This window comes from Streptomyces sp. GbtcB7 (genome assembly GCF_019091445.1).
Classification (GTDB): Bacteria; Actinomycetota; Actinomycetes; order Streptomycetales; family Streptomycetaceae; genus Streptomyces; species Streptomyces mirabilis.
Window position 1 is genome coordinate 87,102 of sequence record NZ_JAGXJM010000017.1, and the last position, 14,685, is coordinate 101,786.

16 protein-coding genes are annotated in these 14,685 nt (G+C 72.1%); 6 read left to right on the forward strand and 10 right to left on the reverse strand.

Going from position 1 to position 14,685, the window contains the following annotated elements; all coding sequences use genetic code 11:
• Positions 1-162: 162 nt before the first annotated feature.
• From rpsR to rpmG, 4 genes are read right to left on the reverse strand one after another with little or no spacing between them, the layout of a single operon-like run.
• Positions 163-405, reverse strand: a complete 243-nt coding sequence (gene rpsR / locus KVT44_RS26815; protein WP_190171232.1) for a 30S ribosomal protein S18 — start codon at positions 403-405, stop codon at positions 163-165.
• Between the two features lie 3 nt (positions 406-408).
• Positions 409-1,587, reverse strand: coding sequence for a GTP-binding protein (locus KVT44_RS26820; protein WP_217569208.1), 1,179 nt, complete (start codon positions 1,585-1,587; stop codon positions 409-411).
• Positions 1,587-1,922, reverse strand: coding sequence for a type B 50S ribosomal protein L31 (locus tag KVT44_RS26825; RefSeq protein WP_217569210.1), 336 nt, complete (start codon positions 1,920-1,922; stop codon positions 1,587-1,589). The genes KVT44_RS26820 and KVT44_RS26825 overlap by 1 nt, the downstream gene beginning before the upstream one ends.
• Before the next feature lie 5 nt (positions 1,923-1,927).
• Entirely contained in the window at positions 1,928-2,092 is a 165-nt protein-coding gene (gene rpmG / locus KVT44_RS26830) for a 50S ribosomal protein L33 (RefSeq protein WP_030846000.1), read from the reverse strand.
• A 63-nt stretch (positions 2,093-2,155) separates the two neighbouring features.
• On the opposite strand from rpmG, the gene rpmB reads away from it, so the two are divergent.
• The 4 genes from rpmB (at position 2,156) to KVT44_RS26850 (ending at position 4,251) form a co-directional block, all read left to right on the forward strand.
• Positions 2,156-2,392, forward strand: coding sequence for a 50S ribosomal protein L28 (gene rpmB / locus KVT44_RS26835; protein ID WP_060899624.1), 237 nt, complete (start codon positions 2,156-2,158; stop codon positions 2,390-2,392).
• Positions 2,392-2,697 (forward strand): 30S ribosomal protein S14, encoded by a 306-nt coding sequence (gene rpsN / locus KVT44_RS26840; RefSeq protein ID WP_217569212.1) that lies wholly within the window; start codon positions 2,392-2,394, stop codon positions 2,695-2,697. Before rpmB ends, rpsN begins: the two co-directional genes overlap by 1 nt.
• A gap of 272 nt (positions 2,698-2,969) precedes the next feature.
• Positions 2,970-3,440 carry a hypothetical protein gene (locus tag KVT44_RS26845; RefSeq protein ID WP_099921358.1) on the forward strand — a complete coding sequence of 157 codons (471 nt, stop codon included), beginning with the start codon at positions 2,970-2,972 and terminating at the stop codon, positions 3,438-3,440.
• A gap of 259 nt (positions 3,441-3,699) precedes the next feature.
• Positions 3,700-4,251: a DUF4232 domain-containing protein gene (locus tag KVT44_RS26850; RefSeq protein ID WP_217569214.1), complete on the forward strand. Its 552-nt coding sequence runs from the start codon at positions 3,700-3,702 to the stop codon at positions 4,249-4,251.
• A 24-nt stretch (positions 4,252-4,275) separates the two neighbouring features.
• Here KVT44_RS26850 and KVT44_RS26855 read toward each other — a convergent pair whose 3' ends face one another.
• A complete protein-coding gene (locus tag KVT44_RS26855) occupies positions 4,276-5,424 on the reverse strand; it encodes a DUF2786 domain-containing protein (protein ID WP_217569216.1) in 1,149 nt (382 codons plus the stop codon).
• Between the two features lie 126 nt (positions 5,425-5,550).
• Between KVT44_RS26855 and KVT44_RS26860 the strand changes: the two genes are divergently transcribed.
• Together KVT44_RS26860 and KVT44_RS26865 are read left to right on the forward strand one after the other, a co-directional pair.
• The gene (locus KVT44_RS26860) at positions 5,551-6,324 is read left to right on the forward strand and encodes a Clp protease N-terminal domain-containing protein (protein WP_217569218.1); all 774 of its coding nucleotides are present in this window, start codon (positions 5,551-5,553) and stop codon (positions 6,322-6,324) included.
• A 47-nt stretch (positions 6,325-6,371) separates the two neighbouring features.
• Positions 6,372-8,063: a bifunctional 3'-5' exonuclease/DNA polymerase gene (locus KVT44_RS26865; protein ID WP_217569220.1), complete on the forward strand. Its 1,692-nt coding sequence runs from the start codon at positions 6,372-6,374 to the stop codon at positions 8,061-8,063.
• Between the two features lie 98 nt (positions 8,064-8,161).
• On the opposite strand, the gene KVT44_RS26870 is transcribed toward KVT44_RS26865, so the two are convergent.
• From KVT44_RS26870 to KVT44_RS26890, 5 genes are all read right to left on the reverse strand, one after another.
• Positions 8,162-11,365, reverse strand: a complete 3,204-nt coding sequence (locus KVT44_RS26870; protein WP_217569222.1) for an AfsR/SARP family transcriptional regulator — start codon at positions 11,363-11,365, stop codon at positions 8,162-8,164.
• Between the two features lie 337 nt (positions 11,366-11,702).
• Entirely contained in the window at positions 11,703-12,599 is an 897-nt protein-coding gene (locus KVT44_RS26875; RefSeq protein WP_268256035.1) for a glycosyltransferase family 2 protein, read from the reverse strand.
• A 102-nt stretch (positions 12,600-12,701) separates the two neighbouring features.
• The gene (locus KVT44_RS26880; RefSeq protein WP_217569223.1) at positions 12,702-13,130 is read right to left on the reverse strand and encodes a DUF3052 domain-containing protein; all 429 of its coding nucleotides are present in this window, start codon (positions 13,128-13,130) and stop codon (positions 12,702-12,704) included.
• A 210-nt stretch (positions 13,131-13,340) separates the two neighbouring features.
• Positions 13,341-13,637 carry a hypothetical protein gene (locus KVT44_RS26885; RefSeq protein WP_054237454.1) on the reverse strand — a complete coding sequence of 99 codons (297 nt, stop codon included), beginning with the start codon at positions 13,635-13,637 and terminating at the stop codon, positions 13,341-13,343.
• Between the two features lie 126 nt (positions 13,638-13,763).
• Positions 13,764-14,519, reverse strand: coding sequence for an NPP1 family protein (locus tag KVT44_RS26890; RefSeq protein ID WP_217569225.1), 756 nt, complete (start codon positions 14,517-14,519; stop codon positions 13,764-13,766).
• Positions 14,520-14,685 lie beyond the last annotated feature (166 nt).

Sequence of the window (14,685 nt, forward strand, 5' to 3'; positions counted from 1 at the left end):
TGCCGGCTTCGGCTTCGGTGCCCATGTGGTCGAGGAGTTCGCCGAGGCCCTTGAGGCGGTCGTGCCGGAAGCGTTCGTACGGTGGAGCCCGTTCTGTACGTGGGCGAGCGGGGCGCTTCCCCTCCGCTTCTCCACGGAGTGGAGCGTGTCGGCCGAGTGGGATCAGCGGCCGGTGCCGGAGTACGGCAACAGCGCCATCTCGCGCGCGTTCTTGATCGCGCGGGCGAGCATCCGCTGCTGCTGCGCGGTCACCCGGGTGACCCGGCGGCTACGGATCTTGCCGCGGTCGGAGATGAACTTCCGCAGCAGGTCGGTGTCCTTGTAGTCGATGTACGTGATCCCGTCGCGGTCCAGCGGGTTGGGGCGGGACTTGGCCGCGGGCTTGCGTTCCGGCTTGCGGGCCATGGCTCAGACCTCCAGGAGGGAGTCGAAGGCGGGCAGGAGTCGCTTCCAGGCGGCGGGGCCCGCGGCGTACTCGGCGTCGGTCAACAGGCAGGACTCCAGAAGCAGTTCGAGCCCCTCGCGGTCGAGCCCCGGCGAGGTGAAGACGAGGTGCTGGCAGCAGTCGCCGTGCTTCGGGTGCCAGTCGAGCGCGGCGGCGGCGCGACGGACGGGCGGGACCATGTCCCACGCGGCGTCCGGGAGCGAGGCGAGCCAGGGGCCCGCGCTCTCCACGCAGAGCGCGCCTCCGGCCGCGTCCCAGTGCAGCAGGGTGTCGGGCCGGTCGGCGAGCCAGAACCGCCCCCGGCTGCGCGCGGCCGCGCAGGTCAGGTCCTCCAGCGCCGCGTACAGCCGCTCGGGGTGGAACGGCCGTCGCCGATGCCATACGAGCGTGCCGACACCGGCCTCGTCGGCCTCGGCCGGCAACAACGCACAGGCCGGATGCTGGGCCGCGGCCGCGGCTTCGACGTCGAACCCGGCGAACGCGGCATCGACGAGCGCGGATCCGGTTCTCTCGGACCGGGGTTCGCCGTCCGTCACGTCGAGTGCGTCGATCGGGACCTGACGGGCCGTGGGATGGAGTTGGGCCAGCAGCGCGCGGTCCTCGTCGTCGGCCTGTTCCGAGGAGGCGAGGGCGAGGACGGGGGCGTACTCCAGTTGGCGGGCGAAGGTGTCGGCGACCGTGCGCCGGTCGGTGGCGGCAGCGGCGAGCCCGACCTCGGCGAGGTCGTCGCCGTTGGCGAGGTAGGGCAGGAGCAGGGCCGGGTCGACGGCGGTGATCACGGAGGTCAGCCGGAGCCCACCCGCCGCGACGACCTCGGCCATGGCCTTGGGCTCGACCGAGTCCCACAGTTCGACGACGGCGAGGCGTGTCAGGCCCGCGTCCGCGAGGCGCCGCAGCTCCGGCACCAGATCCTCGCGCAGGGCGCAGCACGCGCAGTCGTTGACGAGCGGGGTCTCGCCCGCCGACACGATTCCGGTGGCGTCCCGGATCGTACGGACGACCGTGCCCGCCGCGGCCGTCGCCAGGTCGTGGTGGAGGGCGACGCTGCCGGGAACGTCGGCGAGCAGCCGTGCGACGGCGGCCTGCCGCGCATCCGCGTGCAGGCCGCCGACGATCACGACGCAAAGGTGCGAGGACGGCATCAGCCGGCACCGCCGCGCTTGGCGCCCGCCTCACCGAGCGCCTTACCGCCCGCTTCGCCGCGCGTCTTGCCGTGCGCGTCGCCGGCCGCTCCGTAGCGGCGCTCGAAGCGTTCCACCCGGCCCGCGGTGTCCAGCACCCGCGCGTTGCCCGTGTAGAAGGGGTGGCTCACGTTCGAGATCTCGACGTCCACCACCGGGTAGGTGTGGCCGTCCTGCCATTCGATCGTCTTCTCCCCCGCCGTGACGGCGAGCGTCGAGCGGGTGAGAAAGGCGTGGTTCGCGGCGCGGTCGCGGAAGACGACGGGGCCGTACTCCGGGTGGGTTCCCTCGCGCATGACGGTCAGCGCTCCTCTCGGAAGTCGACGTGCCGGCCGGCGACCGGGTCGAACTTGCGCAGGGTCATCCGGTCCGGGTCGTTGCGCCGGTTCTTGCGGGTGACGTACGTGAAGCCGGTTCCGGCCGTGGACCGGAGCTTGATGACGGGACGGAGTTCGTTGCGTGCCATGGCTGGTATGTTAATGAAAATGACTCCCATTTCCAAGACGTCTCAGAGAGAGGTGCGTCACCCTTGTCCGCGCACTGCATGCTGACCGGCGCCACGCCGGGCTTCGGCAACTCCATCTCCCACTCCCACCGGCGCACGTCCCGCCGCTTCGACCCGAACGTCCAGCGCAAGCGGTACTGGCTGCCGAGTGAGGGCCGTCACGTACGGCTGCGGCTGAGCGCGAAGGGCATCAAGACCGTCGACGCGATCGGCGTCGAGGCGGCCGTGGCCAGGATCCGGGCCCGTGGGGTGAGGGTCTGATGGCGAAGAAGAGCAAGATCGCGAAGAACGAGCGGCGCCGGGAGGTCGTCGCCCGGTACGCGGCGCGGCGGGCCGAACTGAAGGAGATCCTCCGCCGGCCGTCCTCGACCGAGGTCGAACGGGCCGCCGCGCGGGAGGAACTGCGCCGCCAGCCGCGCGACGCGAGCGCCACCCGCGTCCGCAACCGCGACAGCGTGGACGGCCGCCCCCGCGGCTACCTGCGCACCTTCGGGCTGTCCCGGGTGAATCTGCGGGAGCAGGCGCACGCGGGATTCCTGCCGGGTGTTCGCAAGTCGTCCTGGTAGCGCTTCGCGCCCGACGGCGCCTGCGAGGCACTCCCGACGCCTCGCCGACTCCCTCGGAACGATGACTCGACAACTCCATCGAAACGGTGCCCCGACGACCCCCTCAGAAGATTCGTAAGTTCTCCCGATGTCTCGCTCAGGGTGTTCGTGAGTGTGGCTGATAGCTTGCTGCGGTCGTTCCGGCGACCCCAGCCACACCATCACCCTTGGGGGCTTCAGTGACATCGGCGACTTCGGCGACCCTTTCGCGTCGGCGGACCCGGGGCGCGGCCATGGCCTTGGCCGCGGGTCTGGCGGGCACGCTCGCGCTGACCGGGTGCAGCGGCGACTCGGGGTCCGGCTCCGGGGACGGGTCCGCGAGTCCCGGCGCGTCCGCCTCGGGGACGGCCGGCGCGAGCGGCGACTCGGGCACCCCGTCGACCGCCAGCAGCAAGCTGGAGGGCAGCTGGGTGGCCACGACCGGCGGCAAGGCCGTGGTGCTGGTGATCACCGGCAAGCAGGCCGGGCTCTTCACGACGGGCCGCACCGTGTGCACCGGGACCGCCGGTGACGAGGCGGGCATGCAGATGATCCACCTCAAGTGCACGGACGGGAACAAGGACCGCGCGACGGGCATGGTCGACTCCGTGAACAGCACGACGCTGAAGGTCACCTGGTCGGGGAAGCTCGGCAAGGAGTCGTACACGAAGGCCGAGGGCGGTCAGCTCCCGTCGGGACTGCCGACGGCGAGCCTGGGCTCCTGACCGGCCCGACCCCTCCCTGACCTGCCCTGACCTGCAGCGATCTACCCCAATCGGCTCTTGGCGGCGGGCCGCGGAATCCCTGGGACTCCGCGGCCCGTTCGCGTGTCCGTCGCTCATGTCGTCGACGTGGGGCGGCCTTCGGGTCGCATTTGGGATATATGCGGCAGGGGAGAGGTGCGCGACAGGGGGGCCGCGCAACGCGTGCCCACCGGTCTGCGTGATGATCCATGAGCACCTTCACGAACCCAGGGGGAAACCCATGCGCGCCCTTCCGATCGCCGTCGTCGCCGCCGCGGCGGCACTCACCCTCGCCGCCTGCGACAGCGGCGGCAGCAGCAGCGACAGTGACGGCGGCAAGAAGGCATCGACCGCCTCTTCCGCCGCCGCCTCCACGGCCTGCAAGATCGACCAGATCGGCATCCAGGTCGGCCCCGCCAATGCCGCCCCGGCCGCCGGCGACACCGGCAACGTGCCCGTCACGCTCACCAACAAGGGCGCCGAGTGCACCCTTCAGGGCTTCCCCGCCGTGAAGGTGCTGGACGGGGGCACGGGTACGGACGTGCCCGAGGAGAAGTCCGCGACTCCGCCGAAGCTGACGCTGGCGGCGAGCGGTACCGCCTCCTTCACGATCACCTACGTACGCGGCACGGCGGGCGACGGGAAGAGCCTCGCCGCGACCACGCTGAAGATCGGCCTGCCCGGTGCCGCCACCACCCAGAGCTTCAAGTGGTCGTACGGTCCCCTCGCGGGCAAGACCGGTCCGAACGACCCGAACGCCTCCGTGAGCTCGTTCCAGCCCGCGGGCGACTGAGCGGCTCCCGACGCAAGCCGGGCGTCAGCGAAGCGGCGGGCGTGCTCTGACCTGGGCGCGGTCCGCCGCCGCGGCCCCTTCCTGCCACCCGGCCGCGTCGCTGACCCCGCGCAGCCGGGTGGTGACGGTGTCCGGGAACATCCGCTCCATGTGGTCGTTGACCGCCACGTCACGGGCCGCCAGGACGGGCAGCAGCTCCGCCACCGGGGCCTGCGACGCGACCTCCCCCTCAGCCTCCTCGGCGGCGGTCGCCAGCCGGTCGCCGATCCGGTGCGCGTACGCGGCCAGGAACGACTGCCGGAAGCTCTTCGTACGCTTCCTTCCCCCCGCCCGCTGGGCCGCCTCCGCCTTCGTCATCGCGGCCGTGGCCTGCACGAGCAGCGAGGTGTAGAGGAGTTCGACGGCCTCCAGGTCGGGTTCGAAGCCGACGACGGTCGAGAATCCGAGCGACTCGTTCCACACGGCGCGACAGCGGTTCGTGTCGGCCACGGCGTCCAGCAGCACCGCCTTGGCCGTCTCGTACGGCGGCTCGACACCGATGCGGCAGGCGCCGGGCGCGTCCTTGGCGTGCGTACGGGCCGCGAGCAGCGCCTCGTCGATGCTGTGCCGGGCCATCAGCTCCTGGGCCTTGGCGCTCAGCGCCTCCGCCTCCTCCGGGAATCCGGTCGCCTCGGCCTTGGCGAGCAGCGCGCGGATACGGGTGAGCATGCGGGAGTCCTGCGAGGCGGCCGGGTGCCGTGATGTGCCGTCGGACAGGTGCGTGTCGAGGGGTTCGAGGGTGGGGAGGCGGAGCAGCAGCCGGTACAGCTCCAGCGCGGCGGTCGCGAGCGAGAAGCGGTCGGTGCGCGGGGCGCGGGCGTCCAGCTCTTCGAGCTGCGCCGCCCAGCGTGGGCCCCGGGGCCGCCGGTCCCGGCCGGCCTCCGCGCGCACCAGCTCCGACACCAGCTGCAGGTGTACGTCGTCCAGTTCGCGCCGCACGATCCGTGCGACGTCGGCGGGCTGCCAGCCGCGACGCCACGCCGCGGCGACGAACTCCTCGCCGCGGCGGGCGAGTTCGGCGTCGGAGGCGGGGTCGGCGGCGAGCAGCGAGGCGCCCGTGTCGAGGGCCGCGTCGCTGTCGGCGTAGAGCGCGGCCTCGAAGGCGCGCTCCACGGTGCTGGGCGTACTGCTCATGCGTCGATCGTGTCACGCCCGCCGAACCGGACCGTCCACACCCTGTGGACAAGGAAGCATGGACGCGGACACAGACGGTGTCAACTTCGGGTTGACACCCTCCGCCTGTCAACCTACGGTTGACACATGACTTCGAACCCACCTGTCAAGGCATCCGTACGTCTCGACGACCTCATCGAGGCCATCAAGACGGTCCACACCGACGCACTCGACCAGCTCCAGGACGCGGTGCTCGCGGCGGACCACCTCGGCGACGTGGCCGACCATCTGATCGGCCACTTCGTGGACCAGGCCCGGCGTTCGGGCGCGTCCTGGACGGACATCGGCAAGAGCATGGGGGTCACCCGGCAGGCGGCGCAGAAGCGCTTCGTCCCCAAGGCCGAGTCGGACCTCGACCCCAGCCAGGGCTTCGGCCGCTACACGCCCCGCGCCCGGAACGCGGTCATGGCCGCGCACAACGAGGCGAAGGCCGCGGGCAACGCGGAGGGACTCACCGAGCACCTCGTCCTCGGCCTCCTCTCCGAGCCCGAGGGGCTCGCCGCGAAGGCGATCACCGCGCAGGGCGTGACCCTGGACGCCGTCCGCGAGGCCGCGACCGCGGCGCTCCCGCCGGCGGCCGACGAGGTCCCGGAGCTCATCCCGTACGGCCCCGCCGCCAAGAAGGCCCTGGAACTCACCTTCCGCGAGGCCCTCCGCCTCGGCCACAACTACATCGGCACCGAGCACATCCTCCTGGCCCTCCTGGAGTACGAGAACGGCAACGGCGTCCTCAGTGGCCTCGGCATCGACAAGACAGCGGCGGAGACCTACCTCGCGCGCGTGCTGGAGATCATCGGGGTGGGGGGACAGCAGAAGGACCCGCAAAAGGACCAGCAGGAGGACCAGCAGGAGGATCAGTAGGGTCGCGTCCGCGGCCGTTGTCAGACCCCCCTGCGAGACTCGGAACCATGAGCGACCGGTGGGCTCTCGGGCCGGCCGAGGACGGTGGTGCGGAGGTCGCCCCCCTCGGCTCCGACGGGCTGCCCGCGGGGCCGGTGCGCAGGGAGGCGGACCTGGTCGAGGCCGTGCGGGGGCGACCCGACGTGGTCCGGTGGGTCTGGCGGTCCACGGCCGAGGTCTATCCGCGTCTGCTCGCCGCGGGGGTGCGAGTGGAGCGGTGTTACGACATCGAGGCCGCCGAGACACTGCTGCTCGGCCACGAGGGCCGGCTCGGCGAACCCCGGTCGGCGGCCGCCGCGCTGGCGAGGCTGCGCGGCGGCCCCGTACCGCCGGATCCCCCGCAGCGCTCCGCCGAGCCCGGCTCGCAGTCGTCCCTCTTCGAGCCGCGCCCGGTCCGCGTACCCCTGGAAGACCTCCTGGCGGTGTACGCCGATCAGCGCCGCCGGCACGGCACGACCGCGCACCCGGAGCGCATGCACCTGCTGACCACGGCCGAGTCCGCGGGCATGCTGGTGGCGGCCGAGATGAACCGCACCGGGCTGCCGTGGCGCGCGGACGTCCACCGCGAGGTCCTGCACGAACTGCTCGGCGAGCGGTACACGGGCGGCGGCGAGCCCAGACGCCTCGCCGAGCTCACGGACGAGGTGTCGGCCGCCTTCGGCAGACGCGTCCGCCCCGACCTGCCCGCCGACGTCATCAAGGCCTTCGCGCAGGCCGGGATCAAGATCAAGTCCACCCGGCGGTGGGAGATCGAGACCATCGAGCACCCTGCCGTGAAGCCGCTGCTCGAATACAAGAAGCTGTACCGGATCTGGGTGGCGCACGGCTGGTCCTGGCTCCAGGACTGGGTGCGCGACGGACGCTTCCGGCCCGAGTACCTGCCCGGCGGGACCGTCACCGGCCGCTGGGTGACCAACGGCGGAGGCGCCCTGCAGATCCCCAAGGTGATCCGGCGTGCCGTAGTCGCCGACCCGGGCTGGCGGCTCGTGGTGGCCGACGCCGACCAGATGGAGCCGCGGGTGCTGGCCGCGATCTCGCACGACCCCGGCCTGATGGAGGTCGCGGGCCGGGAGAGCGACCTGTACCAGTCGGTGTCGGACCGGGCGTTCGCCGGCGACCGGGCACAGGCCAAACTCGCCGTGCTCGGCGCGGTGTACGGGCAGACGTCGGGCGACGGCCTGAAGAACCTGGCCGCGCTGAGAAGACGCTTCCCCCGCGCCGTCGCCTACGTGGACGACGCGGCGCGGGCCGGCGAGGAGGGCCGACTCGTACGGACGTGGCTGGGGCGGACGAGTCCCCCGGCGGCCGGCGCGTCCGACGCCTCCTCGGAGGAGGCGGGCATCCCGCAGGACGAACCCGCCGAGCCCCTCGGAGACCAGGGCTGGGTGCCGGGCTACGCCTCCTCCAACTCCCGCGCCCGCGGCCGCTTCGCACGCAACTTCGTCGTCCAGGGCAGCGCCGCCGACTGGGCGCTGCTGCTGCTCGCCGCCCTCCGGCGCACCTGCGCGGACCTCGCCGCCGAGCTGGTCTTCTTCCAGCACGACGAGGTGATGGTGCACTGCCCGGCCGAGGAGGCGGACGCGGTCGTGGCCGCGATCCGGGAGGCCGCGGAGCTGGCGGGACGGCTGACGTTCGGCGAGACCCCGGTCCGCTTCCCGTTCACGACGGCGGTGGTGGAGTGCTACGCGGACGCGAAGTGACCCGGACGGCGGCCCGCCCCCTCAGGTGACCTGCTCCTACGCCAGGTGACCTCCTCGGCCAGGTGACCGGCTCCTCCACTTGGCCTCCTCCGGGTGACCTACTCCTCCTCCAGGAGTTCCCTCAGCGCTCCCACCACCGAGGTGTCCGTGCCGTCCAGCGCCGCGAGCGCCGACTTCCACAGCTCGTACGCCCCTCCGGCATCCCCTTGCGCGTGCAGCAGCAGCCCCAGCTGATGCCGGGCGAGCCCGCCGGTGTACCGGTCGGCGCGCTGATCGGCGCGGAACAGCAGCAGATCGCACTCGCGCGTGGCCCGTTCGACATGCCCCACCCCGCGCAGCGCGCGCACCAGCCCGAGCCGCGTCTGCGACTCCCCGTGCCAGTCGCCGTGACCGCCGAGGATGCGCAGGCTCTCCTCGAAGTGCGGTACGGCGGCGGCCGGTTCGCCGAGCGTCAGATGGGCGTAGCCGATGTTGCAGTGCGCGGAGTGCCGGATGATCACGTCGTCCATCGCGTCGCCGATCGCCAGGCTGCGCTTGTGGTGGTCGATGGCGGCCCGGGCGTCCGTGTGCTCGTACAGATTGCCGAGGTGGCTGTAGGTGATGGCCTCGGTGTGCGGGTCGCCCAGCTCCCGGGAGAGTTCGAGGCTCTGCAGCAGCGCCTCGCTGGACTCGGCGTGTCGGCCCAGCCCCTCCAGGAGCATGCCGCGGTTGTTCAGACCGCGCCGGATCCACGACAGCACCCCGAGCCGCCGCCAGATCGCCAGCGCCTCGTCGTTCAGCGTGAGCGCCTCGCTCGCGCGACCCGTCATGAAGTGCAGCCCCGCGAGATCCCCGAGCGCGTACGCCTGCGCGGCCTCGTCCCCGAGCCGCCGCGCCGCGCCCAGCGCGGCCCGCAGGAGCACCTCCGACTCCGGGACACGCCCGCTGCGCTGGAGATAGGGATTGAGCAGCCGCACCAGCACGGGAACGTACGCGGAGGTGTCCGCGTACCGCTCCACCAGCGCCACCACGTTCTCCAGTTCCAGATCGCCCCAGGCGAAGGCGTCCCTGGCGGTGCAGAACGGCGGCGTGGCCGCGGCGTCCACCGTGTGCGCGGCCGGCTGCGCGGCGGTCGGCCGGCTGCGGTCCTCGCGGTCGAGGCCCGGCTCGACGATCGCTTCGAGGGAGCGGGCGGCGACACCGGCGTACCAGCGCAACGCCCGCTCGGACACGTGGATGTCCGCGCCCCCGTCCCCGGGTTCCCCGTCCGTCTCGCCCGCGATCTCCCGGGCGAAGTCGCGGACGAGGTCGTGGGGTGCGTAGCGGCCGTACGCCGTCTCCTCCAGGAGCGCGACGTCGACGAGACGGTCGAGGGCGGCCTCGGCACGGAACTCGGCGATGCCGGAGAGCCGGGCGAGCAGGGGCGCCCCGTACACGGGGAGGTCGAGCGCGCCGATGCCGCGCAGCACGAGCGCCGCGTCCTGGTCGGCCTCACGCTCCGAGGCACGCAGCGCGTCGAGCGCGACAGCCAGCGATCTGCGGACGCTCAGGTCGTCGTACTCAAGATGATGCAACCGCCCTTCGGTGGCGGTCAGTTGACCGGCGAGGACGTCCGGCGTGAGCGCGCGGCGCGCGGCGAGACGGGCCGCGACCACACGCAGGGCGAGCGGGAGCCGGCCGGTGAGTTCGACGAGGGGGTGCGTACCGTCGAGGCCGTCCACCCGCCCGGACACCGCGCGCAGCAGCGCCGCGCTGTCCTCCACCGAGAGCGGCGCGAGCGGGAAGCGCCGCGCGCCGTCCAGCGCGGTGAGCGGTGAACGGCTCGTCACGATCACCGCGCACCCCGTGCCCGCGGGCAGCAGCGGCCGTACCTGAGCGGCGTGCGCGGCGTCGTCGAGCACCATCAGGGTGCGCGTCGGAGCCAGCATCGAGCGGAGCAACGCGGCGGCCGCGTCCGGGTGTTCGGGGATCCGGCGCGGCTCGGCACCGAGGTCGCGCAGCAGCGCGGCGAGCGCCTGGCCGGGGGTGAGGGGGGTCATTCCGGGCGTGGCGCCGTGCAGGTTGACGTACAGCTGGCCGTCGGGGAAACGTTCCCGCAGGCCGTGTGCCACATGCAGCGCCAGGGCGCTCTTGCCGACTCCGGCCATCCCGCTGATGACGGCGACGGCCGGAGCGGAGGGGCTGGGGTGCCGGGCCGTGTCGAGAGCCACGTTCAGTTCCCGGCGTACGTCGGCGCGGCCGGTGAAGTGCCCGGGCGGAGGCGGGAGCTGGGCGGGCCGGGGCGGGGCCGGTTCCGCCGGGGCGGCCTGCTCCGCACGGTCTCCGCCCGCGCCTTCGTTCCCGTCCCGGTCGTGTGCGAACTCGTCGCTCTCCCCCGCCCGCTCACGCAGGATCTCCAGATGCGCCGCGCGCACCGCGGGCCCGGGCTCGACACCGAGTTCCTCGACCAGGCGGGCCCGTAGGTCGCGGTGGACGGCCAGCGCCTCGGCCTGGCGTCCGGTGCGGTGCAGTACGAGCATCAGCAGCCGGTGAAAGGCCTCGCGCAGGGGGTGCTCGGCGACAAGCGCGGACAACTCGGGTGCGAGGGCGGCGAGTCGGGTGGTGCCGGGGGCGCCGGAGGTATTGGGGGCACCGGTGGCTTCCGTTGCTAGTGCGTCGGCGGAGACCCTGGTGTCCCCGATGTCACCGATGTCACCGAAAACCCAGCCGACCCCGGTACCACCGGTGCCCCCAGCGTGCGCGGTGTCACCGGCGCCCACACCCGCACCACCCGCAAATACCCGCCCGGCCCCCGGCCCCGCAAGCCGCAACTCGGCCTCGTACCGGCACTCCAGGACGAGCAGTCGCGCCTCCTCCAGGCGCTGGACGAGCGCGTGTCCGCCGAGTTCGGGCGGGACCCCGCCGAGTGGTGTGCCGCGCCACAGCGCGAGCGCCGCCAGGGCCTCGCGCAGCGCCCGCTCCCAGTCGCGCCCGGCGTGCGCGGCGCGCGCGGCCGTGACGTGGGACTCGAAGACGCGCACGTCCAACTCGCCCTCGCCGACCCGCAGGAGATAGCCGGGCGGCATGGCCCGCAGCCGCTCCGGATCGTCGAGGAGCCGCCGCAGCCGGGTGACGTGGTTCTGCAACGAGGCCTGCGCGGACGCGGGCGGCGCCCCGCCCCACAGCGCGTCCTTGAGCGCGTCCACCGAGACGACCCGACCCGGCTCCAGGAGCAGCGCGACCAGCAGGGCGCGCATCTTGCCACCGCCGATGGAACGGACCTCGCCGTCGGCGTCGTACAACACCGGAGGCCCCAGCAGCCCGAACCGCAGCCCGTACCGCATAGCCCGCCCCACTGCCTTTCCGTGCGACCGACCCGACCGGTTCAGACCGGTACCGACCACACCCATGGCGACTTCGCGCCTTCTTGCGACGACTTCACGCCGACCGACTTCCGGTTTCCGGGTTTCCGGATGGAAACCCGTTGGCGACATGTTAGCGATCCGTTGGCGCGGGCTGATGGGATCACTCCATCGGATCTGGCCCGACGGTGCGCGCGTACGACGCGTAACTCGGGGGAGTGTCGCCGCCGTGGCCGGATCCGGGGACAGAGAGGGCCCCGGTCGTCGGAGGTGAGCGACCGGGGCCCTCGTCCGCCCCGGGTCGTCCTGCCGCTCGCCGTCAGATGACGGGCGGGCGTCCCAGCCGCGTGAGCCGCCACACCGTCCGCCATCGCATCGGCCGCCGCTCACCGCCCGACTGCCGCAACCCTTCCGCGAAGCCGCCGAACCAGGCCCGCAGCCCGCCGAGCGACCGCGTCCGTGCGAGCGTCAGCAGCATCCAGATTCCCAGGTGCACGGGGATGAGCGGGAGGGGCAGCCTGCGACGGGTGAGCCAGACCCGGTTGCGGGCGGTGACCCGGTAGTAGATGGCGTGCCGGGCGGGCGAGGTCTTGGGGTGCTGGAGCAGCAGTTCGGGCTCGTAGAGCACGGTCCACCCGTCGTCGATGGCCCGCCAGGCCATGTCCGTCTCCTCGTGTGCGAAGAAGAACTCGGCGGGCCAGTCCCCGATCCGGGCGAGCATGGGCATGGACAGCGCGTGTCCACCGCCGAGGAACCCGGTGACCGGACCGCCCCGCATCGGGTCCTTGGCCCCGACCCGGGGCACGTGCCGGCGCTGGGTCTCCCCGTGCTCGTCGGCGATGCGGAAGCCGACGATGCCCAGACGCGGATCGGCGGTGTACAGGTCCCGCACCTTGCGCAGCACATCCGCGTCGACCAGCAGCCCGTCGTCGTCCAGCTCGACGACGACGTCCACGTCCGCGAACTCCCTGAGCCGGGCGAGGCCCACGTTGCGCCCGCCCGGGCAGCCGAGGTTCTCGTCGACCTCGATGCCGGTCACCTCACCGGGCAGTCCCAGCCGCTCGGCGAACTCGGGCAGTGGACACCCGTTTCCCACGATCACGATCCGCGCGGGCGCGACGTCCTGCTTGGCCACCGAGGCGAGCAGCGCGTCGACCTCGTCGGGCCGGTTCCCCATGGTCACGACGGCAACGGCGATCCGAGGCCCCTCCGACACGACACCACTCCATCCCAGGCCGACAACTCTGCCCGCGATGCTAGCCGTTCACCCGGAGTCTCCCTCACGTACGCCGCGCTTCCCCGCGCTCTCCGCATTTACTCACGTCGTACGAAGCTCTTTGCGCCGTACGAACTTCAGTCCCGACCAGTCCTCCCCCAGCGCGGCCACCTTCACGTCGACCACCCCGAGCGGCAGGAAGATCTCGCGCAGGGCGTTCTCGGTGATGTCGCTGCGGTGCCCGGCCGCCCTGCGCGGCCAGGCGATCCAGAGCATCGCGTGATCGGCGAGGCCGCCCACCAGCGCGGGAGCCTCGGCGACCAGTTCCCCCAGGGACCGGTGGAAGACGACGGCGACATCGGCCCCCGCGGCCCCGTCGCCCCCGGACACGGCACACCCCTCCGGCAGTCCGGGGATCTCCCACTCCTCGGGCCGGTGCACCAGCCGTACCCGCTGCCCGGCCTTGACGCCGATCTTCTTGGCGAGCGGCGTACCGGAGTACCCACCGCCGGCCGTACGGGACGTACTCACACCGGGCCCCTTCCCGCCCCTGCTTTCCACGCGGTCAGGGGCGAACCTGCTCGGGAACCTACTCGGCGCGGGGGCCACGACACGGGGTGCGCGCCCGGAGTCCCGTCAACTCTTACCGACTCTTGTCGACTCTTACCGAGTCTCCAACTCTTGTCGAGTCTCCGACTCTTGTCGACCGTCGACCCTTACCGGACGTACACCCGCGCGGCCTCAGGCGGCGTACGCGCCCCGCACCTCGAAACGCTCGGCGGACGGCGGGGCGGCCAGCCAGTCCTTCAGGCCCGCCTGGAACTCACGGAACTCCTGGATCTCGGAAAGCGGATTCTCGATCCCGTCCGCGATCTCGAGTTCCGCGAGGTAGGTGACTCCGTCGGGGAGCCGGTACGAGGCGTAGCGCACGCCCTTGGGCCGCGCGGCCTCGATCGCGGCGAACATCTTCCGCAGCGCCGCTTCGAGCTCGTCGACGCACTCGGGCCTCACGGTGGCACGCACCATCAGAACAGCCATGTCGTCATCTCCTTCTCGTCCCTGTCACACCTGTCACACCGCTACCGGGCCACGTGGGTGGCGCCATCTCCCTGACGCGCCCGGAGGCGGAGGTGTGACGGGGACGAAGAAGGAATCCCCGACCGGTCAGGCGTTGGGGTCGAACGAGATGCCCGCCGGCATGGCCTTCGTGAGGTGGGCGGCGAAGTTGGCGTCCTTGAGTCCGAAGTTGGCGCTGCCGAAGTCGTAGGCGCTCAGCTTGTCGCGCAGACCCGCCGGGTAGCCGTTCCAGCCGACCAGGGTCGGGTACTGCCAGGTGTGGTAGCCGTTCTCCGGCGGCTCGTCGCCCGAGTTCGCGAGCCGGAAGTCGTGGGTGCTCAGACCGTCCTTGTGGTAGACGATCTTGGGGTGCGTGCCGTCCCACAGGACCTGGTCGGCGCTGTAGACGTTGAAGTCGCCGTGCGCGGACGTGCAGACGTACTTGGCCTGGTTGTTCTGCACCCAGACCGCCACGTGCTCCCAATCGTGGCGGTGCCCGCCGATCGTGGCCTGGTCCTTCTCGAAGTAGAGGCCGTAGAGGATCACGCACCAACCGTTGTTGCACTTCTCGCGCGAGTAGCCGTTGGTGTTGTCGAGGTCCGAGGTGTCGTGGCACTCGCCGCTGGGTGAACCCGAGGGCTTGAGGCCGCCGTTGATGGTCCCGTCGGGGCCGATGGCGGGCGTGGGGTAGCAGCCGTCCGTGTCGTAGTCGTACGCCGGCTGCCAGGTCTTCTCCAAGTCGTCCGCGTTGGCGGGCAGGGCCTTGGGCGGGGCGGCGAGCGCGCTGCTGGGGAAGGCGACGACCAGCGCGACGGCGCTGCCGAGGATGAGAGAGGCCCTGCGTACGCGCGAGCTCTTCTGCACTGCGTCCTCCTGAGGGACCGCGAGGGGGGTGGGGCAAGCGGTTTCATTGGCATGCCCGGATCACCCTCACTCGACTCGTTGAGCGCTCAAGCGGTGCGGGGTGTCCCGAGGGTGAAGGATCAACCAACAAAGGGGACGCGGGAGTTGACGCCGATCTCGACCGACG